The following is a 21,000-nucleotide window of genomic DNA, read 5'->3' on the forward strand; positions in this document are numbered from 1 at the left end:
CATGGGTTCCAACCCGAGTCCCGAGTTCAGCGGCGTGCGAGGAGATTCCCATGGGCGAGTTCGTTCCGAGTACGAGGGCACAGCGGCGACGGCTGCGTTGGCGGGCCGCGCTCGCCGGCATCGCCGGCCTGGCGCTCGCCATCACGCCGGCGATCGGTGCCTCCGCCGCTCCGTCGGCATCGCCTGGAGCCCCAGGCATCGGCGACCCGTACTACCCGCTCTCGGGTAACGGCGGCTACAACGTGCTGCACTACGGGCTCGACATCGACTACGTGCCCGACACCGATGTGCTGACCGGGCATGCGGTGATCACCGCGACGGCCACCCAGAACCTGAGCACGTTCAACCTCGACCTGCACGGCCTGAGTGTTCGCAACATCTCGGTGAACGGGCGCGCCGCCACCTGGTCGCGCAGCAAGGACGAGCTCGTCGTCACTCCTCGCACTCCGCTGCGCAAAGGCCTGCCCTTCGTCACGATCGTCTCGTACTCGGGGGTCCCGGAGCTGTACGAGGATGCCGCCCTGGGCACCGCGGGCTTCTTCCACACCGATGACGGCACACTCGTGGCCGGCCAGCCGTGGGTGGCAGCGAGCTGGTTCCCCTCGAACGACCATCCCGCCGACAAGGCCCTGTACACCATCCGCATCACGGTGCCGAAGGGGCTCGAGGCGATCTCGAACGGCTCCCTGCTCTGGCACGGCGACGTCGGCGGCAAGGCGAACTGGGTGTGGAACGTCGACAAGCCGATGGCCTCCTACCTCGCGACCGCCACGATCGGCCAGTTCGACCTGACGAGGTACAGCCGGGACGGGATCTCGTATCTGGATGCGCTCGATCCCGACCTCTTCGACCCCACGCTGACGGCGCGCACGGGAACCGACTTCGCGTACTCGCAGCAGGCGAACGATTCCTACAAGCGCCTCGAGCGGCGCCTCACCCCCACGGCGGGGTCGAGCGCGCTGACGTTCTGGATGGATCGCTCTGTCGAGCCCGGCTGGGACTTCGCCTTCGTCGAGGCGGCACCCGCAGGAACCGATGACTGGACGACGCTCGCCGACGAGAACGGGCACACCGGGCAGGATGCCGGCAATGCGATGTGCAGTGACCTGCTCGACCAGCATCCGTTCCTCGCGCACTACCTGCAGGAGCCGCCGCACGCGGGTCCGTGCGACCCGAGTGGCACGACCGGCGACTGGAACGCCGCAACCGGAGAGGGCGAGGGCTGGGAGCAGTGGCGCATCGACCTCTCCGCGTACGCGGGCGAGCCCGTCGACGTCGCCATCACCTACGTCTCCGACTACGCGGTGCAACTCGACGGCGTCGCCATCGACGACGTGCGCGCGCCCGGTGGGGTGGGAAGCACCTCGTTCGAACCGGATGCCGACCCGCTCGACGGCTGGAGCGTCACCGGCGCGCCCGCCGGCAGCCCCGGCAATGCGAACGACTGGATCGCGACGAGTGATGGCCCGGCTCCCATCGGCGTTCAGGCGAAGGCGAGCCTGGCGCGCGAGCCCGAGGTCATCTCGTTCCTCTCGGGAATCTTCGGGCCATATCCGTTCCGGCAGGCGGGTGGCATCGTCGACGACTTCTCGGGCCTCGGATTCGCACTCGAGAACCAGACGCGTCCCATCTACGCGAAGGAGTTCTTCGGCGGCTCGAAGGAGCAGGCCGACGGGGTGGTCGTGCACGAGCTGGCCCACCAGTGGTACGGCGACGACGTCGCCCTGAAGCGGTGGAGCGACATCTGGCTGAACGAGGGCTTCGCCACCTACGCCGAGTGGTTGTGGGCGGAGCACGAGGGCTACGCCGACCCGCAGGCCTACTTCGACGCGTACTACGCCACGCCCGCCGACGACGACCTGTGGACGTTGCCCATCGGCGACCCCGGTCCGGATGACATCTTCGACGGCGCCGTCTACGACCGTGGCGGCATGACGTTGCACGCCCTCCGGCTCACGGTCGGCGACGATGCGTTCTTCACCATCCTGCGTCGCTGGGCGGCCGAGCACTCGGGCGGCCATGGGACGACGGCGGGGTTCATCGCGCTCGCGGAACAGGTCTCGGGGCAGGACCTCGGCGACTTCTTCGACGACTGGCTGTTCTCGGACACGAAGCCACCGGCTCCCCCATCGGGAGCGCGAACCTTCGTGGCCCCGGAGCATCCGGCGAAGCTCGTCGTGCCGACCGGCCGGCGCTGAGCCGGTGGCCCGCAGGGGCGCACCGCACGGCACGGCGGCCATGAGCGCGCCGGCGCGCCGCATCCAGACCGTCTACCTCGTGCTGATGCTCGGCAACACGCTCGCGGCGTCGTTCATCTGGGGCATCAACACGCTGTTCCTGCTCGATGCCGGGCTCTCGAACTTCGAGGCCTTCGCGGCGAACGCCTTCTTCACCGCGGGCATGGTGATCTTCGAGGTGCCGACCGGCGTGGTCGCCGACACGGTGGGGCGCAAGGCGTCGTACCTCTGGGGCACCGTGACCCTCGCCGTCACGACCGCCCTGTACTGGATGCTGTGGCTCTGGCACGCGCCCTTCGTCTGGTGGGCGATCGTGTCGGTTCTGCTGGGTCTCGGCTTCACGTTCTTCTCGGGAGCGGTCGATGCCTGGCTCGTCGATGCCCTCGCATCCGTCGGCTATCGCGGCGGCATGGAGGCGGTCTTCGGTCGCGGACTCGTCGTGACGGGCATCGCCATGTTCAGCGGCTCTGTGCTCGGCGGCGTGATCGCGCAGGCGACCAACCTCGGGGTGCCGTTCCTGCTGCGCGCCGGGGTGCTCGTGGTCATGTTCATCACGGCAGCGGTGCTCATGAAAGACCTCGGCTTCACGCCTGACCGCAGCGAGGGGCCGCTCGCGGCCACCCGCACGGTGCTGCGCGACTCGGTGCGCTACGGGTTGGGGCGGCCGTCGGTGCGCTACATGATGCTCGCCTCGCCGTTCGCGTCGGGGGTCGGCATCTACGCGTTCTACGCGCTGCAGCCGTATTTGCTGGAGCTGTACGGCGACGAGACCGCCTACGGGATCGCAGGCCTGGCGGCCGCCATCCTCGCGCTGGCCCAGGTGCTCGGAGGGGTGCTCGCCCCCCGCATCCGTCACCTGTTCCACAAGCGCACGTCGACGATCATCCTCATGTCGCTCATCAGCATCGCGGTGCTGATCCTGCTCGGCGTCAACAGCATCTTCTGGCTGGCGATCGTGCTGCTGGTGGTGTGGGGATTCGTCTTCGCGGCGGGCGGGCCGGTGCGGCAGGCCTACCTGAACGACATGATCCCCTCCAAGCAGCGTGCGACGGTGCTCTCGTTCGACTCGTTGCTCGGCAGCGCGGGAGGGGTCGTCATCCAGCCCGCGCTCGGACGCGCCGCCGACCTCTGGGGCTACGGCACGTCGCTGCTCATCGGAGGCGTGATCGAGGCCGTCGGCGTCCCGTTCCTGCTCGCGAGCCGCGCGCGGGGCGATGCGGCAGACACGGCGACGGGCGATGAGGTGCCGGATGCCGCGCCCGAGGCGCCGCCCGAGGCGGACGCTACGACGTGAGTGCCCGGGGCCGCGTTACTTGCGGGTGAAGTGCGTGATCGACATCGTGAGGATCACGCGGTCGGCGGAGTCGGGCGGCACCGGCGTGCTGTCGTCGCCGTAGCGGGCGCCGAGCCGCTGATAGAAGGCGCCGCTGGTCTCCGGCGTCACCTCGGTGAGGCGGCCGCGCACCTCGAGAAAGCGGTAGGAGTCGTCGGGGTCGATGACGAGCAGCGTCATGGACGGGTTGTGCTGCAGGTTGCGGAACTTCTGCCGCTTCGTGGTGTGCGTGAACCGGATGACGTTGGCCTCGCGGTCGTACTCGAACCACATCGGCTGCACCTGCACGGTGTCGTCGGGCCTGACGGTGCCGAGGGCGCCGAACAGCGGCCGCTCCAGCAGGTCGATGAGGTCATCGGGGATCACGGTCACTTTTTCCTCCTCGGGGAACACCACGGACTCAGGCTGCAACGGTAGCGGCACAGGGAACATTCCGGCCCTTTCGGGCACTCTCGCTCGCCGACTCTCGACCCCGGATGCGTGCACCGCTACGCTGAGCCCGTCGTCGGGGGCCGAAGGACGGGGGCACGATGGGACTGCGGAAGCGATCACTGGCCGCGCTCGCCGCCATCGCGTGCTGCTTCGCCCTGTCGGCCTGCGCGGGAGCGGGTGGGAACGGGAGCCCGGGGAGCACGTCGATGCCCTCGGCATCCCTCACACCCGCGGCGAGGCCGATCCCCTCGTCGTCGCCGAAGCCCGGCTCGCCGGGAGGTGCGGCCGGCGGGGTGAGCGCGCCGCCCTCGGAGGCGCCGGATTCGGCCGGAGCTGCGGCGCACTGCCAGGACGAGCAGTTGAGCCTGGGCTATCAGGCGCGGCCGGAGGATTCTGGCGCGGGCAGCTTCTACGGCGACCTAGTGTTCACGAACAACTCTGCGACGGACTGCTCCTTCGACGGCTGGCCGGGGCTGATCGCCGAGAACGCGGATGGCGGCCGCCTCGGCTGGCCGGCATCGGCCGAGGGCTCCGCCTCGCAGCCGGTGGTTCTGGCTGCGAAGGGAGGCACCGCCGTCGCGCGGCTGCACGGTACCCAGCCCGGTGCCTACGGCTGCCCGGAGACCACATCCGCCATGCTGCGCGCGTTCATCACCTCAGACGGCGCCGGACCGGGAATCGTGGTGCAGCAGCAGCTCCCGGTGTGCGGCGACACCACGGCGACACTCGCGGTCGGCCCGCTCGAAGCAGGCTGAGCCTCTGTCTCGCGATACCGCAGAATCGCGAGCCGACCTCACCGAGCCCGCAGAAACGGTGGGTGTGCGGGCCAGCGCACCCGCAGTTCCTGCGTTCTCGGCGGATGTGGGCGCGCGTTACTCCCCGAGCGCGATCTCCGAGTCGTTGAGCGTCGCCGCGTCCGCGTTCCAGAGGCCGACGACGGATGCCGCGAGGTCGCCCTCGAGGCCGGCCAGCGCCTTCACGCGGTAGATCACGGCCGCCGAGCCGGGGGAGGCCTTGCGGAAGCCGGCCGCGACGGCGTGCGTCCACGCCTCACTCGCCGCCTTCACCGCCACGTAGTTGGCGCCGCCGGGAGTCGGATGCAGCACCGCCGCGGCCGACACGATGGCGAGCCGCCCGGCATCCGAGCCGACGAGGTCGTCGTAGAAGGCGCGGCTGCCGAAGCGCAGTGCGGTGAAGCTGCGCTCGAGGGCGCGGTAGTCCTCGTCGCTCTGGCCGGCGAGGCCGCCGCCCCCGCGCCAGCCGCCGACCAGATGGATGAGGCCGTCGACGGGGCCGACGTTCTCGTGCACGCGGGTCGCGAGCTCGCGCACGGCGCCCTCGTCGGTCAGGTCCGTCAGCTCGGTCACGATCTCGGGCCGGCTGGAGCGCACGGCGGCGAGGCGTTCCGAGTTGGTGCCGACGCTCACGACGCGGGCGCCGGCATCCACCAGCGCAGCGGCGACGGCACGCCCGGCGACACTCGTGGCGCCCGCGATGAGCACGGTGCGTCCTGCGACGGTCATGACGGCTCTCCTCCTCGCGCGGCATTGCGCCACGTACCCGCCCGTTGCGCCAGAACAACGGGCGCAGGGGCCGGGCACGTGGCGCAACGGGTCACGCGCGCTCGACCCCTGTGATGCCCACCGTCGACTCGATCACCGGGCGCATCTTCTTCTCGAGCGCCTCGTAGAACATCGACAGCGGGAACTCGTCGTCCATCACGAGGTCGGTGTACCCCTTCGGCGCGCCGGCGAGCACGTCGTCGGGCAGACCGCGCGCCCACACGGATGCCGGATTCGGCGTGAGCACGGATGCCACGAGCGCGTAGGCGGCGAGCCAGTGCGCCGTCTTCGGCCGGTCGATCGATGCCCAGTACAGCTCGTCGATCGTGTCGCCGAGGGCGACGACCGCATCCGGAACGGCATCCCAGTCGAAGGTGAGCTGGGTGTCGGTCCAGTGCAGCACGCGGTGCTGGTGCAGCCAGGCGAACAGCAACTGGCCGCCGAGGCCGTCGTAGTTGCGCACGCGGCTTCCCGTGATGGCGAACCGGAAGATGCGGTCGAAGATCACGGCGTACTGCACGAGCTTCGCCGTCTCGAGCGTCTCGGCCTCGACCGCGCTCAACCCGTCGGGCCGAGCCAGCAGAGCGCGTTCGATCTTCACCGATTCCCGGAAGGCGGTGAGGTCGCAGCGCAGCTCCTCGAGCGAGTACAGGAAGAACGGCATGCGCTGCTTGATCATGAACGGATCGAACGGCAGGTCGCCGCGCATGTGGGTGCGGTCGTGGATGATGTCCCACATCACGAACGTGCGCTCGGTCAGGTGCTGGTCATCGAGCATGCGAGCCGCCTCGTCGGGCAGCTCGAGCTTGGTGATCTCCGCGGCCGCGCGCACGACGCGGCGATAGCGCGCCGCCTCCCGATCCTGGAAGATGGCGCCCCACGTGAACGTGGGGATCTCGCGCATGGCCACCGTCTCGGGGAACAGCACGGCCGAGTTCGTCTCGTACCCGGGCGTGAAGTCCACGAGCCGCAGCGACAGGAAGAGCTTGTTGCCGTAGTCGCCCGCCTCGAGCGCGCCGATGAAGTCCGGCCAGATCACCTCGACGATGAGCGCCTCGACGAGGCGGCTCGTCGAGCCGTTCTGCGTGTACATCGGAAAGACCACGAGGTGACGGATGCCGTCGGCTCGGTGCCGCTGCGGCTGAAACTGCAGAAGCGAGTCGTAGAAGTCGGGCACGCCGAAGCCGCCCGCGACCCACTTCTCGAAGTCGGCGACCGCCGTGCTCAGGTACGCCGCGTCGAGCGGGAACAGGGGGGCGAGTTCGTCGATCGCGCCGACGATCGCGTCGACGTGGGCGGTCGCCCGGGCGTGCTCCGCGGCATCCGGCACCGAGCCGTCCTTCACCTGCAGCTGCTGCAACTCGGTCGCTGCGCTCTTGAGCCGGTGCCAGGCGGGGGTGTTCTCCACGCCATCGGCGAGGGCAATCAGGCGGGCGGTGTCTTCCAGAACCTCGGGCTCTCCGATGATGGCCTTGGTCGCAAGGGGAGCGATGGACATTGGGAACCTCCGTTCTGAAGGATCGGCGCGCGGCCGTGATCACGGGATGCGCGTGTGGAAGGGCGAGCGGATGCGTCGCTTCACTCAGGCTATCGGCGGCCTCGCGGCGATTCCTTGTGAACCGGCGCACGACTCTTGCGACTGCGGTCGGCGGAACCTAGTGCTCTCGAGAAAGCTGAGATATCCTCACCACGACGACCTGTGTGAAGGGGGCCACATGCCGAAGATTCGCCGCGTGTCATTCGCTGCACTCGTGATCGCCGGGGTGCTCGCCTCGTCGTTCGCCGGAGGGGGAGCCGCTTTCGCGGAGTCGACCCCGCCCCCGACCCCGGCGCCGACGGCATCCGGTGCGCCGACGGCATCCGTCGCGACGACGGCGGCCGCGGGCGCGGGCGCGCACCTCACCCTCGCGGCCACGGTCGACAACGGCGCCTCCGACCGACCGGCCGCCGTCGGCGAGTTCGTGTTGACCGCCACGGGCGACTTCGGCGAAGTGCACGGCGTGACCGGCTCACCCGCGGTGACGGATGCGGCCGTGCGCAGCGACCGGTACGTGCTCGGCTTCCAAGGCCCTTCCCGGTACACGCCGGAGTGGTCGTGCGACGGCGGCGAGTTCATTCCCGAGAACTGGATCGACGGGCCCGCCACGATCGTCCTCGATGAGGACGACGCCGCGACCTGCTCGGTGGTGCTCGTCGCGAAGGTCGTGCTGCACGTGACCGCGGGCGGTGACCGCCTGGCATCCGGCGCCGTGGCCGGCGTGGCCGGCGTCACATTTCGGGCACACGCCTACTACCGGCCGGTGCGCTTCCGCCCCGACGAGCTGCCAGTCACGATCACGGGGACCTGCACGACGGATGCCGCGGGCTCGTGCGACATCGAGGTTGGAGTCATCTCCGCCGCCGATCAGGCACTGAACTTCAGCTACTGGGTGACCGCCCTGAACCCGGCTCCGGCCGGATGGAGCCTGATTCCGGAATTCCTGCAGACGGGTGACGGCGGCCACAGCACCTACACCTACGCGAACTACGTCAACGTGCCGCCCGGAACGGCGGGCCAGCGTGTCGACGTATCACGCGCGGGCCTCACCTATCCTTCGGGAACACCGGTGAACGGACCCTTCCCGCTCGCACGCACCAGCGCCCTTCCCCACCGGTGCACGGGACCGCTGAAGATCGCACTCGCGTTCGACACGTCGTCGTCGATGACCGCCGCGAAACTGCAGGTGGCGAAGGATGCCGCGGCAGCGGCGCTCGGCCCGGCCGGACTCGGGGGAAGGGACACCCGCGTCACCATCTACAGCTTCGCCCACACCGCCAAGAAGCTCACGCCCGTGCCATTCCCTCTCTCCAATATCGCGGGGCGCGTCGCCGCGATCGGGCTGGTCAAGTCGCTGGCGGCCGAGTCGGGTCAGGATCGCACGAACGTCGACGGTTTGTACCGCCGCGTCGCCGCCGACGGTCCCTACGACCTCGTGCTGGTCGTCTCCGACGGCATCGCGACCGAGGACGCCGCGGGCCGGCTGGGCGTGAACCAGACCGTGCAGTTGGCCCATCCGGTCGTGTTCTCGGCGAACCGCATCAAAGCGCAGACCGGACCGGCCGGCAAGCCCTCGGCGATCTTCGGCATCGGCGCGTGGAATTCCGGCGCCGTGACCGGTGGCACCGCTGTGCCGAGGAGCGAGTCGGTGCCGAAGGTGTCAGCCGACCTGCACGCTCTCGTGACGGGCTGCGGATGAGCGCGGCCGCATCGGCGGCCCCACCGAGGGGCGCAATCCGGCGATAGAGTCCGACGCATGACGGATGCGCCGCCCCAGACGGCCGCCGAGGTTCAGGCCGCGCTGGCCGCACTCGGCAGCCGCGAGCGCGCCGAGAGCAGCGCCTGGTTCTTCAAGACCGGCCCCGGCGAGTACGGGGAAGGAGACCTGTTCGTCGGCGTGAGCGTTCCCCAGCAGCGCGCGGTCGCCAAACGCTTCTCGGCGCTTCCCCTCGGCGAGCTGGACTTGCTGCTCGACTCGCCGGTGCACGAACACCGCCTCACCGGGGTGCTGATCGCCTGCGACCGTTTCGAGCGGGCATCCCGCCCCCGCTCGCGCGACGACCGACTGCGTGAGGCACTCGCCGACTGGTACCTCGCTGCGGTGCGCCGCGGTCGCGTCGACAACTGGGACATCGTCGACAGCTCGGCCGGCGTCATCCTGGGCGGCTGGCTGTTCGATCGCCCTCGAGACGCGCTCGGCGAACTGGTCGCGAGTCCGGTGCTGTGGGAAGGCCGGGTGGGCATCATCGCGACGCAAGGATTCATCAACCGCGGAGACGCCAGCACGACCCTCGAACTCGCGCCGGCCCTCGTCGCCGACCCCGAAGACCTCATCCGCAAGGCGGTCGGATGGATGCTGCGCGAGGTCGGCAAGCGCATCTCTCGTGAGGACTTGCTCGCCTTCCTCGATGAATACGCCGGCCGCATGTCGCGCACGGCACTGTCGTATGCAACCGAGCACCTGCCGCCGGAGCAGCGCGCCGTCTACCGGGCGATGCCCCGCACCCCATGAGCGGCGGCCGACTGCCCCGCCCTGTCGGTTGCCTGCTCGGCATCCCCTGCGCGTGTTAGAGTTCCCGCGATCGTGTTCCGACGGCAGGAGGTGAGACCCATGTACGCAGTATCCACAGTGGGCGCCCCCCTGCAGTCCACGATCGTGCGACTCCCTTAGTCGCCATCGGGAGCGCCTGATCAGGCATCTCGCGAAAGGCGACTCCCATGAACACCTCACCTTCCTCCCCGCTCCCCTCCTCCGGCGAACGAGCGCTCGTTCTCGGCGGCGGCGGATCCACCGGCAACGCCTGGCTCATCGCCGTCTTGGCCGGCCTGTTCGACGCCGGGCTCGACGTGACCGCGGCCGACCTGACCATCGGTACCTCGGCCGGTGCGACCGCGGCCGCCCAGATCGCGAACGCGGCGATCAGCGACCTGTATGCCGCCACCCTCTCCGCGCCCGTTCCCCAGCGGCCCGCCGACGGCCGTTCCGGACAGGCGCGAGCCAGCGCGCTGAGGCCGACCGCTGACCACCTGGCGCGGTTCCGCCAGGTCATCGCCTCGTCTCAGGATGCGGCGCACATGCGTCGAACGATGGGTGCTGCGGCGCTCGAACGGGATGCGGCATGCGAACCCGGCAGCCAGGATCATTGGCGCGCCACCGTGGCGGCCCGCCTTCCCGGCCAGCAGTGGCCGACGCGGAGGATGCTTCTCACCGCGGTCGACGCCCGTACCGGTGAACCCGTCGAGTTCGACGGTGAGAGTGGGGTCGACCTCGTCGACGCCGTTGCCGCCAGCACGTCGGGCGGCGGTTCGGCCTACCGCATCGGCGATGGCCGGTACATCGACGGCGGCTATCGGCGCTCAAGTGAGAACGCCGATCTCGCAGCCGGGTACGGGCGGGTGCTCGTGCTCTCGCCGTTGGGCGGAAAGTCGCTGTACCCGCAGGAGTGGAACATGGGGCTCGCGGTGCAGGTCGACGAACTGCGCGCCGGCGGCAGCAGGGTCGAGACTGTCGTGCCCGACGCCGAGAGTGAGCACCTGTTCGGTGCCAACGCGATGGATGCGTCGCTGCGTCCCGCCGCCGCGCGCGCAGGCCACGACCAGGGCGCCGCACTCGCCGAACGGTTGGACGAGTTCTGGCGTTAGCCTGCCTGCCGAGAGGCGACGCCCCCCACCGCCGCACCGTACCGGCTCAGGATGCCGCGGGCACCTGAGCCGGTACGACCGGCGGCACGCTTCGCCTACTCTGGAGCGATGCAGTTGGCGCTCTGGCTTCCCCTCCTGGGAGCGAGCACCCTGATCAGCTTCACCCCCGGGGCGGGCGCCATCAATACGATGGGGAACTCGCTCACCGTCGGCTTCCGCCGCTCGTTCTGGGGCATCCTCGGGCAGCAGGCCGCCCTCGTCATCCACATCGTGATCGTGGCGCTCGGCGTCGGCGTGCTCGTGGCGAGTTCGCCGCTCGCCTTCAACATCATCCGGTACGCCGGTGCCATCTATCTCGTCTACCTCGGCGTTCGGCAGTTCCTGGCGAAGCCGACCGTGGACGCGGATGCGCAGAGCGCCCTCAGCGACGAGTCCGCCGCATCGCTGTTCCGTCGCGGGCTCTGGGTCAACCTGCTGAATCCGAAGGCCGTCGTCTTCTTTCTCGCGTTCCTGCCCCAGTTCATCCGGGCCGGCGAGCCGCTCGTGCCGCAGTACCTCGTGATCACCGCGACGGTCGTCGTCATCGACGTGCTCGTCATGTGGTTCTTCTTCGCTGCGACCGCCGGCTCGTTCCGCCGGTTCACCCGCAACGAGCGCGGACAGCGCGTGATGAACCGCGTCTTCGGGGTTCTGTTCGTCGCGGTGGGACTGCTGCTCGCCCTCATCCACTGAGGGCCGAACCGCCACCGCGGCCGCGCCGCGCCCGCCGTGCGTGCGCGACCCCGGTTACGCAGCCGGCGCGTTCACGATCGTGGCGATGCGCTCGGGAACCGACTCGTCCTGCAGCGAGGTCACGTCGCCGAGCGGGCGGCCCTCCGCGATGTCGACGAGCAGGCGCCGCATGATCTTGCCGGAGCGGGTCTTGGGCAGCTCGGGGACGAAGTGCAGGTCCCGCGGCTTGGCGATCGGACCGATGGCCGTTGCGACGTGGGCGCGCAGTTCGGCGGCCAGGGCCGGGGCGTCGAGCACGGCACGGGATGCGACCACGAACGCGGCGATCGCCTCACCCGTCGTCGCATCCGTCGTTCCGACGACCCCGGCCTCGCCCACGGCCGGGTGCGCGACGAGGGCGGACTCGACCTCGATGGTGGAGAGCCGGTGGCCCGAGACGTTGATCACGTCGTCCACCCGGCCGAGCAGCCAGATGTCGCCGTCATCGTCGTATTTCGCGCCGTCGCCGGAGAAGAAGTAGCCGCGCTCGGCGAAGCGGGCCCAGTAGGAGTCACGGTAGCGCTCCGGGTCGCCCCACACCGTGCGGGCCATGCCGGGCCAGGTGCCGTCGATGACGAGATAGCCGCCCGAGCCGCGCGGAACATCCGCTCCGCTGTCGTCGACGACCCGCGTGCGCAGCCCGGGCAGGGCGCGAAGGGAGGAGCCGGGCTTCAGCGTCGAGACGCCGGGCAACGGCGCCATCACGGCCGCACCCGTCTCGCTCTGCCACCAGGTGTCGACGATCGGTGCGCTGCCCGCGCCGATCTGCTCCCGGAACCACACCCAGGCCTCGGGATTGATCGCCTCGCCCACGGAGCCGAGCAGGCGGATGCTCGAGAGGTCGTAGCCGGGCTCGCCCGCATCCGTCGAGCGCGGAACGCCGTCGGGGAACCACGTCATGAGCGAACGCACGAGCGTGGGTGCCGTGTAGTACGTCTTGACCCCGTAGCGCTCGATGATCTCGAAGTGACGTCCGGCATGCGGGGTGTTGGGCGTGCCCTCGTAGATGACGCTCGTCACGCCGTTCGAGAGCGGCCCATAGAGCACATAGGAGTGCGCGGTCACCCAGGCGAGGTCGGCCGTGCACCAGTAGACGTCGTCGGGCTTGGCGTCGAACACGGCGTGGTGCGTCCACGACGTGTGCGTGAGGTAGCCGCCGCTCGTGTGCACGAGCCCCTTCGGACGCCCGGTAGTGCCCGAGGTGTAGATGATGAACAGGGGCGTCTCGGCGTCGAAGAACTCGGGCTCATGCGCCGGGGAGGCGCCGTCGACGACATCGTGCCACCACACGTCGCGGCCCTCGGTCCATGGCACCTCGTCGCCGGTGCGACGCACGACGAGCACGTGCTCCACGGATGCGACGCCCTCGACGGCCGCATCGGCCGCGGCCTTCACGGGCACGGCGACACCCCGCCGGAATTGGCCGTCGGAGGTCACGAGAAGCTTCGCCCCCGTATCCTCCACCCTGAAGCGCAGCGCCTCGGCCGAGAAGCCGCCGAAGACGAGGGAGTGCACGGCGCCGATGCGGGCGATGGCGAGCGTGATGATGACCGTCTCGAGCAGCACCGGAAGGTAGACGACGACCCGGTCGCCTTTGCCGATGCCGAGCGCGGTGAGCGCGTTGGCCGCTTTCGCCACCTCACTCTGAAGCTCCGCGTACGTGAGCGACCGGCGGTCGCCACGCTCGCCCTCGAAGTGGAAGGCGACCTTGTCGCCCGCGCCCGCGGCGACGTGGCGGTCCACGCAGTTGACGGCGACGTTGAGACGGCCCCCGGCGAACCATTCCGCTCGCGGAATACTCAGTTCGCCCTGCGCATCGCGCGTCGCAGGTTCCCACGTGTGCGTCGTGTGCCACGGCTGCGCCCAGGCGAGGCGGCGCGCCTGCTCGGCCCAGAATGCCACCGGGTCGAGGGCGGCGCGCGCGTACTCGTCGGCGCCCACGTTGGCCGTCGCCGCGAACCCCGCGGGTGCCGCAAAGCGCCGCTGCTCATCGAGCAGGGCTCGGATCGTCGGGCCCGACCGCTCCGCGCTGGAGGCCGAGCCACCGGATGCGGCGCCTTCCGTTGCCAGGCCCCCCGTTGTCAGGCCTTCCGTTGTCAGGCCCACCGCCGCACCGCCCACCGCTCGAAGAGCCCGACGAGCGAGTCCGTGAGCTTGCCGAGCACAGCCAGCAGGATGATCGCGAGGAAGGTGCGGTCGAGGCGGCCGCTGTTGGTGGAGTCCACGAGCAGGAACCCGAGGCCCATCGAGGAGCCTAGAAGCTCGGCGGCCACGAGGAAGAGCCAGGCCTGAGCGAGCGCGAGCCGCAGCCCCGAGATGACCGAGGGCACGACGGCCGGCAGCTGCACCGCTCCGAAGAGGCGCACTCCGCCCAGCCCGAAGGTTCGTCCGGCCTCGACGAGCTGGCGGTCCACGTGCCTGAGCGCGAGGGAGACCGTCGTGTAGACCGGGAAGAAGGCGCCGATGGCGATGAGGGTCACCTTCGACTCCTCGCCGAGTTTCAGCCAGAGAACCAGCAGTGGAAGCCAGGCCAGCGAGGGCACCGCACGCAGTGCGCCGAGCGTCGGAGCCAGCAGGATGTCGCCGAGTCGTGACAGGCCGACGAGGGCGCCGACCAGCAGCCCGATTCCGCCGCCGATGGCGAACCCCAGCAGCACCCGCTGCGTCGAGATGGCGACGTAGAGGCCGAGCTGGCCGCGCTGGATGAGATCGATGAACGCCGTCCAGACCATGGCAGGCGAGGGCAGCTGCGATACGGGCACAAGCCCGAGCGTCGTCACGAGCTGCCAGGTCGCCAGCACGAGAATCGGAAGCAGCAGGCCGCCGACGAGAATGAACCAGCGTCGGCGCGTCAGCGGTACGCGGTGGTCGGAAGCGGGGACGACCGGCGGTCGGGCACGGCGGGAATCGGGGTCGACCGAGAATCCGCCCGCGCTCGCGACGGCGTTCGTCTCCTGCGTCTGGTAGACCATGTGCTTCTCCTCTCCGTGCTTCGAAGTCTCAGTGCTCTCGAGTCGCTCAGCCGATCGCCTTGGGGTCGGCCTTCTTCGCGAACTCGTCGTTGACGATGGTCTTGAGCGCGTCATCCACCTGCTGCTGGCTCGCGACGTCGCCGTTCGCGACGAACACGGGGCCGATCTTCTTCAGCACCTTCACCTGCGCGGAACCGGGAACGTTGTCGACGTCGAGGTTGGTGCGCTCGCTGATGACGGTCGAGGCGACGGCGGGGTCGAGGCTCGCGACCCCTGCCAGGATGTCAGCCGTCTTCTCCGGGTTCTTCAGTGCCCAGGCCCGGGCGTGCTCGTAGGCGTTCACCACGGTCTGGGCGACGTCGGGCTTGGTCTTCAGGAACGTCTCGGTCGCGTTCAAGAAGCCGTAGCTGTTGAAGTCCACGTTGCGGTAGATGAGCTTGGCACCCGACTGCTCTGCGCCGGCCATGATCGGGTCGAGCCCCGACCACGCGTCGACGGCCCCGTTCTGCAGGGCCGCCCAGCCATCGGCGTGCTGCAGATTCTGCACCGTGACGTCGTCGGCCGAGAGCCCGTTGGCCTCGAGTGCCTGCAGCAGGAAGAAGTACGGGTCGGTGCCCTTGGTGGCCGCGACCTGCTTGCCCTTCAGCTGCTTGACGGAGGTGATGGGCGAGTCCTTGCCGACCACGATCGCCGACCATTCCGGCTGCGAGAAGATGTCGATCACCTGAATGGGCGAGCCGTTCGACCGGGCGAGCAGCGCAGCCGAACCCGCCGTCGAGCCGACGTCGATGGCACCGGCGCGCAGGGCCTCGTTGGCCTTGTTCGAGCCGGCCGACTGAATCCAGTTGACCGTGATGCCCTGGTCTTTCAGCGCATCCTCGAGCCAGCCCTGGTCTTTGATCACGAGGCTGAGCGGGTTGTAGGTGGCGAAGTCGATGTTGAGGGTGCCGCCCTCGGTCACGACGCCCTTGGCGGCGCTGGTTGCGGGAGCCGCGGGCGCGGCCGAGCTCTCGCCGGCCACGCAGCCGGTGAGGAGCAGTGCGACGGATGCGGCCGCGGCCGCGAGGGTGGCGGCGGTTGTCGTGCGGTTCATGTTCTCTCCTGTGCTGTGGGGGAGTGGTGCTGTGGGCGGTGCTCGAAGCGGTGCTCTGGATGGACGGCCCGAGAAAAGACCGACCGGTGGGGTGGGGGCCTCAGTAGGGGAAGACGGGGATGCCGCTCCGGCTCTCGCGTTCGCTCCGGTCGCGGCCGTGCGGATCGATGCCGAGCCCCTCGAGCAGCTCCGCTCGCAGTTGGGCCAGCTCTGCGGATCCGCGGTCCCGAGGGCGGGATCCCGGAACGGTGACGATCCGCTGCACCGTGGCCGGCTCGGAGTCGCTCGTGCGGCCGAGGAGCACGACCCGGTCGGCGAGTTGCAGCGCCTCATCGACGTCGTGCGTGACGAGCAGCACGGTCGTCGGCTGGGCGGAGTGCACGTCGAGAAGCAGGTCCTGCATGCGCAGCCGGGTGAGGGCGTCGAGGGCGCCGAACGGTTCGTCCAGAAGCAGCACCTGCGGACGTCGGGCCAGTGCGCGTGCCAGCGAGGCGCGTTGCGCCATGCCGCCCGACACCTCGCGGGGGCGCTGGCCGGCGGCGCTCTCGAGTCCCACCAGCTGCAGCAACCGGTTGACGGCCTCGGTCGCCGCTGGCTTCCGAGTGGAGCGCGGGATGCCGAGGGCCACGTTGCCCGCGATGCTGCGCCACGGCAGCAGGCGCGGTTCCTGGAACCCGACGGCGGCTCTGGGGTCGAAGGATGTGACGGCGGTTCCGTCGATGCTCACCGTTCCGGCGCTCGCCGCGTCGAGACCGCCGGCGATGCGCAGCAGCGTGGACTTGCCGCATCCGCTCGCCCCGATGATCGCGACGATCTCGCCGCTGGCCACCTCCAGATCGATGCCGGCGAGAACGGGCCGCACCTCAGCTGTCCGGCCCCGTTCCCTGGCCACGGGGAACGACCGAGCGACGCCGGCGAACCGCACGGGTGCGGCAGCGGGCGCGGCAGGTGCGGCTGATGCGGCGGGCATGGCGGACTTTCGTGAGGCGTCGATGGACGTACTCGACGCTAATCACGACACCCCGCGACGACACACGTCACCGACCCACGGCGTAACACTCCGAGTGCCCGGGCCGGGGCGGTAGCCGTCAGTCGGCTGGCCGCTCAGAGCTCCTTCGCCATGTGCAGCGAGGTGGTGAGGTACCCCAGGCTCTCGTAGAGGGTGATCGCCGGCAGGTTGTACGCGAACACGTTCAAGCCGAGGGAGCGGGCACCGTGCTCGCGGGCGATGCCGTCGGCCCGGGTGAGTACCAGCCGCGCGATGCCGCGGCGCTGGAACTCGTCGAAGACGCGGATGTCCCAGATCCACCAGTTCTCTGCGGAGGAGTCCTGATACGGGCCGAGCCAGAGCCAGCCGGCGTCTTCTCCGTTCACGACGATGGTGAAGAGCAGGTGCCCCTCGACCAGCCGCCCGCCTGGGAAGAACTGCGCCTGGCTGAGCGCGCTCGCCGCATCGGCCTGCTCGGCGGAGTCGCCGGCCTCCATGCGGGACTCCTCGTACTCCCGCATCGCGACGGGGAGCCAGGCGTCGATCTCCTCCTGCGACTTGGGTCGCAGCGTGAGTTCGTGGTCCTGTACGGGTGCCATGACGCCATCCTGCCACGGGGCAGAATGGGGGGATGAAGAGATCCGTGCGGGGCGCATCCGTGCTCATCACCGGTGCGGCGATGGGCATGGGCCGGCTCTACGCCGAGCGCGCTGTCGCCGAGGGCGCCAAGCACGTCGTGCTCTGGGACCGGGATGCCGCGGGCCTCGCCTCGACGGTGGATCACCTCGGCGAGCTCTCGCGTGGGCGAACGCGCATCTACTCCTACGTCGTCGACATCTCCGACCTCGGGGCGATCGCGAAGACCGCGCAGCGGGTGCGCAAGGAGATCGGCAATCCCGACGTGCTCATCAACAACGCCGGCATCGTGCGGGGAAACCAGTTCTTCTGGGAGACCAACAACGGGGATGACACCCGTCGCACCATCCAGGTGAACACCCTCGCCCCGATGTACATCACCCGGGAGTTCCTGCCCGGCATGATCGCGCGCGCGTATCGTCCCTCGCGCATCGTGAACATCGCCTCGGCTGCGGGAATGCTCGCGAACCCGCGGATGAGTGTCTATGCGGCCTCGAAGGCAGCCGTGATCGGGTGGAGCGACTCGCTGCGGCTCGAGCTCGAACAGCAGGACCACACCAACGTGAAGGTCACCACCGTATGCCCCAGCTACATCTCGACGGGCATGTTCGAGGGCGCCCGCGGCCCGTTGCTCACGCCTGTGCTCACGCCGGAATACGTCGTGGACCGCGTGTGGAGCGCGATGCTGGCCGGCCGGCCGATGCTCGTGCTCCCGCGCTCGGTCACGCTGTCGAGGGTGATGCGCGGCGTGCTTCCCCAGCGGGCATTCGACGCGGTCGTCGGCCGGTTCTTCGGCGTGCACCGGTCGATGGAGCACTTCACCGGTCGCTGAACGACGGCGGGCGCGTCAGGAGGTCGCGCGCGGAACGCCCGAGAGCACGAGCCAGGCGCCGAGGCTGAACACGGCGACGACGAGCACGATGCCTCCGAGGGGTACCCAGAAGGCGATGCGTCGCAGCACGAGCAGCACGATGGCGGCGGCGAGCGCGAGCACTGCCGCCGCGACCGGTCCGATGAGCGCGATCCAGAATCCAGCAGCCATGCGGTCGTAATCGCACACCACGCTGCCTCCGCAGGGATCCGACGCGAAGGCGAGGAAGAACGAGAGCACGCACGCCGCGCCGGCCACGAGCACCAGCAGCACGAGCAGCACGATGGTGCTCACCAGGTCCCACACCTTCACCGGCGGCTTCATGCGCCAATTCTGCCGTGCCTGTCGATCGGACGCGCTCTCATCCGTCATCTCTGCAGAAGGGTCGCTCACCGCGACCCCCGGTGAAAGGATGAATCATGCAGTACGCACTTTTTCTCAACTACCTCGAGGCGCAGGACGCCGACATCAGCGAAGAGGCGATGCGCGAGGCGATGGGGGCCTTCGACGAGTACGCGGCGGCGCTCGGCGAGGCTGGCGCGATGGTCGGCGTGCAGATTCTGCAGCCGGTGGCCATGTCGACGACCCTCACGCTGCGCAGCGGCTCGCTGCAGGTGCAGGACGGGCCGTTCATCGACACGAAGGAGCGCATCGGCGGGGTCTTCGTCATCGACGTGCCCGACCTGGATGCGGCGATCGCCTGGGCGGAGCGCTGCCCGGCCGCCCAGTGGGGAAGCATCGAGATTCGGCCGACCGCTCTCACCTGGAGCTCGGAGCGCGGGTGGTACCAGGGCTGAGCGCAGAGGCGGCCGCGGCGGCGCGGGCCGAGTAGGCCGCCCGCGCCTCCTACGGTCGGCTGCTCGCGGTGCTCGCCGTCCCGACCGGCGACATCGCGCTCGCGGAGGACTGCCTCGCCGACGCCTTCGAGCGGGCGCTCGCCGGCTGGCCGAGCAGCGGCATCCCCGACAACCCGGAGGGCTGGCTGCTCACCGTCGCACGCAACCGGCAACGGGACGCCTTCCGTTCGGCGGCACACCGAACGACGGGGCAACTCGACGAGCAGGCGGCGCTCGTCGAGCAGATCGACCCGGATGCCATCGGCGACAAGCGCCTGGAGTTGCTCTTCACGTGCGCCCATCCGGCTATCGACCCGTCGGTGCGCACGCCGCTCATGCTCCAGGCCGTGCTGGGCTTCGACGCCGCCCAGATCGCGGCCGCATTCACCGTGCCTCCATCGGCCATGGCCCAGCGCCTCGTGCGGGCCAAGCGCCGCATCCGTTCTGCGCGCATCCCCTTCGTCGTGCCGACACGAGCCGACATGCCGCGGCGCCTCCCGGCCGTCCTCGAGGCGATCTACGGTGCCTATGCCATCGACTGGCGCGGGGTCTCGGGTCTGCGCCTGCGCGATGGCCTCGCCGGTGAGGCCCTCTACCTCGCGGTCACCCTCGCCGACCTGCTGGCAGAGGAGCCCGAGGCCCACGGGCTCGCCGCGCTGATCTGCCTCTCGATATCGCGCGCGGAGGCGCGCATCGGCGATGCCGGCCGCTACATTCCGGTGCACGAGCAAGACGTGCGGCAGTGGAACCGGGCGCTGCTGCGTCGAGGTGAGCGGCATCTCGCCCGAGCGGCGAGCAGCGGTCGACCGCCGGGACGGTTCCAGCTCGAGGCGGCGATCCAGTCGGCCCACTGCGCCGGGGCGGTCACGGGGAGAACCGATTGGGATGCCGTGGTTCGCCTCTACGGAAAACTCGTTCTCGTGGCGCCGACGCTCGGCGCCCGCGTCGCCATGGCCTCTGCGGTTGCGGAGCTCGAGGGTTCGGCGATCGGGCTGGAGGCGCTGGACCGCATCGACGATGACGGAGTCGACCGCTTCCAGCCTGCGTGGGCGACGCGCGCCCATCTGCTCGCGGACCTCGGGCGAACGGATGCCGCTGCCGCCGCGTACGCGCGCGCCATCGCGCTCTCGACGGAGCCGGGCGAGCGGGCCTTCCTCGCTGAGCGACGAGCGCAGTTGCCGGCTGCGACCCGCTAGAAGATCATGGGGCGGTCGTCGTCGTCGCCGCCGTCGAGAGCCAGGTCGACGAGCACCGGTACGTGGTCGGAGGGCGTGGTGCCCTTGCGCTCGTTGCGGTGGATCGAGGCATCCGTCACGAGGTCGGCGAAGGCCTGCGATCCCAGGATGAAGTCGATGCGCATGCCCTCGTTGCGGGGAAAGCGCAGCTGCTTGTAGTCCCAGTAGGTGAACCCCGCGGGAACGATCGGGCGCACGACGTCGCTCAGGCCGGCCGCGGTGAGCTCGGCGAATGCCGCCCGCTCCGGCGCCGAGATGTGCGTCGAGAAGCCGGGCTGCACGGCGGGATCGCCGTTGTCCTCATCGAGCGGTGCGATGTTGAAGTCGCCCATGAGGGCGAGCGGCAGGTCGGGCTCGGCGGACAGGCTCTCGCGAACGTAGCCCGCGAGGTTGGCGAACCAGTCGAGCTTGTAGTCGTAGTGGGGGTCCTCGAGCGAACGGCCGTTGGGGGCGTAGAGGCTCCACACACGGATGCCGTCGATGAGGGCGCCGAGTGCCCGTGCCTCCTTCGGCAGGTCGGGACCCTCCTCGCCCTTCAGGAACCCGGGCATGCCGGGGAACTCCGTCTGGGCGTCTTCGATGGGCGACCGACTCGCGATGGCCACGCCGTTCCACTGGTTCAGGCCGTGGATGGCCAGCTCGTAGCCGGCCTCCTCGAAGACGTCGGAGGGGAACTGGTCGGGGCGGCACTTGATCTCCTGCATGGCCAGCACGTCGACGTCTTCGCGCACCATCCAGTCGATGACCCGCTGCGCGCGGGTGCGGATGGAGTTGACGTTCCACGTGGCGATGCGCATGCCCCAACGCTATCGAAGGCGGCCCGGCCTCCGTTGCGCCAGTTGCGCGGCGCTCGCG

Annotated in this window: 20 protein-coding genes; 10 read left to right on the forward strand and 10 right to left on the reverse strand. The window is 69.8% G+C overall.

The window, feature by feature from the left end:
* The first annotated feature begins 50 nt into the window (after positions 1-50).
* Both WDJ51_RS13640 and WDJ51_RS13645 read left to right on the forward strand, forming a co-directional pair.
* On the forward strand, positions 51-2,198 hold the full coding sequence (locus tag WDJ51_RS13640; RefSeq protein WP_337853009.1) for a M1 family aminopeptidase: 2,148 nt from the start codon (positions 51-53) through the stop codon (positions 2,196-2,198).
* Between the two features lie 40 nt (positions 2,199-2,238).
* Complete coding sequence (locus tag WDJ51_RS13645) at positions 2,239-3,531, forward strand: MFS transporter (RefSeq protein ID WP_337853010.1); 1,293 nt, start codon at positions 2,239-2,241, stop codon at positions 3,529-3,531.
* A gap of 15 nt (positions 3,532-3,546) precedes the next feature.
* Here the strand turns inward: WDJ51_RS13645 and WDJ51_RS13650 are convergent, their stop codons facing one another.
* Positions 3,547-3,942: a pyridoxamine 5'-phosphate oxidase family protein gene (locus WDJ51_RS13650; protein WP_337853011.1), complete on the reverse strand. Its 396-nt coding sequence runs from the start codon at positions 3,940-3,942 to the stop codon at positions 3,547-3,549.
* Between the two features lie 266 nt (positions 3,943-4,208).
* Here WDJ51_RS13650 and WDJ51_RS13655 point away from each other — a divergent pair, with 266 nt between their 5' ends.
* On the forward strand, positions 4,209-4,757 hold the full coding sequence (locus WDJ51_RS13655; protein WP_337853012.1) for a DUF4232 domain-containing protein: 549 nt from the start codon (positions 4,209-4,211) through the stop codon (positions 4,755-4,757).
* Positions 4,758-4,874: 117 nt separating this feature from the next.
* Here WDJ51_RS13655 and WDJ51_RS13660 read toward each other — a convergent pair whose 3' ends face one another.
* Positions 4,875-5,525 (reverse strand): SDR family oxidoreductase, encoded by a 651-nt coding sequence (locus tag WDJ51_RS13660; RefSeq protein ID WP_337853013.1) that lies wholly within the window; start codon positions 5,523-5,525, stop codon positions 4,875-4,877.
* 91 nt (positions 5,526-5,616) lie between these two features.
* Complete coding sequence (locus WDJ51_RS13665) at positions 5,617-7,062, reverse strand: DUF6421 family protein (protein WP_337853014.1); 1,446 nt, start codon at positions 7,060-7,062, stop codon at positions 5,617-5,619.
* A gap of 235 nt (positions 7,063-7,297) precedes the next feature.
* Between WDJ51_RS13665 and WDJ51_RS13670 the strand changes: the two genes are divergently transcribed.
* The 4 genes from WDJ51_RS13670 to WDJ51_RS13685 all read left to right on the forward strand — a co-directional run bounded on the left by WDJ51_RS13670 (position 7,298) and on the right by WDJ51_RS13685 (position 11,475).
* On the forward strand, positions 7,298-8,800 hold the full coding sequence (locus WDJ51_RS13670; RefSeq protein WP_337853015.1) for a hypothetical protein: 1,503 nt from the start codon (positions 7,298-7,300) through the stop codon (positions 8,798-8,800).
* 57 nt (positions 8,801-8,857) lie between these two features.
* Positions 8,858-9,613 carry a DNA alkylation repair protein gene (locus tag WDJ51_RS13675; RefSeq protein ID WP_337853016.1) on the forward strand — a complete coding sequence of 252 codons (756 nt, stop codon included), beginning with the start codon at positions 8,858-8,860 and terminating at the stop codon, positions 9,611-9,613.
* A gap of 206 nt (positions 9,614-9,819) precedes the next feature.
* Entirely contained in the window at positions 9,820-10,743 is a 924-nt protein-coding gene (locus tag WDJ51_RS13680) for a patatin-like phospholipase family protein (protein ID WP_337853017.1), read from the forward strand.
* Positions 10,744-10,851: 108 nt separating this feature from the next.
* Positions 10,852-11,475, forward strand: coding sequence for a LysE family transporter (locus WDJ51_RS13685; RefSeq protein WP_337853018.1), 624 nt, complete (start codon positions 10,852-10,854; stop codon positions 11,473-11,475).
* Positions 11,476-11,529: 54 nt separating this feature from the next.
* On the opposite strand, the gene acs is transcribed toward WDJ51_RS13685, so the two are convergent.
* The 5 genes from acs to WDJ51_RS13710 all read right to left on the reverse strand — a co-directional run bounded on the left by acs (position 11,530) and on the right by WDJ51_RS13710 (position 17,166).
* Positions 11,530-13,521: an acetate--CoA ligase gene (gene acs / locus WDJ51_RS13690; RefSeq protein ID WP_443218502.1), complete on the reverse strand. Its 1,992-nt coding sequence runs from the start codon at positions 13,519-13,521 to the stop codon at positions 11,530-11,532.
* A gap of 89 nt (positions 13,522-13,610) precedes the next feature.
* A complete protein-coding gene (locus tag WDJ51_RS13695) occupies positions 13,611-14,486 on the reverse strand; it encodes an ABC transporter permease (RefSeq protein ID WP_337853019.1) in 876 nt (291 codons plus the stop codon).
* A 46-nt stretch (positions 14,487-14,532) separates the two neighbouring features.
* Positions 14,533-15,579 (reverse strand): aliphatic sulfonate ABC transporter substrate-binding protein, encoded by a 1,047-nt coding sequence (locus tag WDJ51_RS13700; RefSeq protein ID WP_337853020.1) that lies wholly within the window; start codon positions 15,577-15,579, stop codon positions 14,533-14,535.
* A 100-nt stretch (positions 15,580-15,679) separates the two neighbouring features.
* Positions 15,680-16,549: an ABC transporter ATP-binding protein gene (locus tag WDJ51_RS13705; RefSeq protein WP_337853021.1), complete on the reverse strand. Its 870-nt coding sequence runs from the start codon at positions 16,547-16,549 to the stop codon at positions 15,680-15,682.
* A gap of 134 nt (positions 16,550-16,683) precedes the next feature.
* The gene (locus WDJ51_RS13710) at positions 16,684-17,166 is read right to left on the reverse strand and encodes a GNAT family N-acetyltransferase (RefSeq protein WP_337853022.1); all 483 of its coding nucleotides are present in this window, start codon (positions 17,164-17,166) and stop codon (positions 16,684-16,686) included.
* A 32-nt stretch (positions 17,167-17,198) separates the two neighbouring features.
* On the opposite strand from WDJ51_RS13710, the gene WDJ51_RS13715 reads away from it, so the two are divergent.
* Complete coding sequence (locus tag WDJ51_RS13715) at positions 17,199-18,035, forward strand: SDR family oxidoreductase (RefSeq protein ID WP_337853023.1); 837 nt, start codon at positions 17,199-17,201, stop codon at positions 18,033-18,035.
* 15 nt (positions 18,036-18,050) lie between these two features.
* On the opposite strand, the gene WDJ51_RS13720 is transcribed toward WDJ51_RS13715, so the two are convergent.
* Entirely contained in the window at positions 18,051-18,398 is a 348-nt protein-coding gene (locus WDJ51_RS13720; protein WP_443218500.1) for a hypothetical protein, read from the reverse strand.
* A 95-nt stretch (positions 18,399-18,493) separates the two neighbouring features.
* Between WDJ51_RS13720 and WDJ51_RS13725 the strand changes: the two genes are divergently transcribed.
* Positions 18,494-18,871 carry a YciI family protein gene (locus tag WDJ51_RS13725; protein WP_337853025.1) on the forward strand — a complete coding sequence of 126 codons (378 nt, stop codon included), beginning with the start codon at positions 18,494-18,496 and terminating at the stop codon, positions 18,869-18,871.
* A 68-nt stretch (positions 18,872-18,939) separates the two neighbouring features.
* Complete coding sequence (locus tag WDJ51_RS13730) at positions 18,940-20,106, forward strand: RNA polymerase sigma factor (RefSeq protein WP_337853026.1); 1,167 nt, start codon at positions 18,940-18,942, stop codon at positions 20,104-20,106.
* Here the strand turns inward: WDJ51_RS13730 and WDJ51_RS13735 are convergent.
* Entirely contained in the window at positions 20,103-20,942 is an 840-nt protein-coding gene (locus WDJ51_RS13735; RefSeq protein WP_337853027.1) for an exodeoxyribonuclease III, read from the reverse strand. The genes WDJ51_RS13730 and WDJ51_RS13735 overlap by 4 nt on opposite strands.
* Positions 20,943-21,000 lie beyond the last annotated feature (58 nt).

Source organism: Rathayibacter sp. YIM 133350, assembly GCF_037404875.1.
Lineage (GTDB): Bacteria > Actinomycetota > Actinomycetes > Actinomycetales > Microbacteriaceae > Orlajensenia.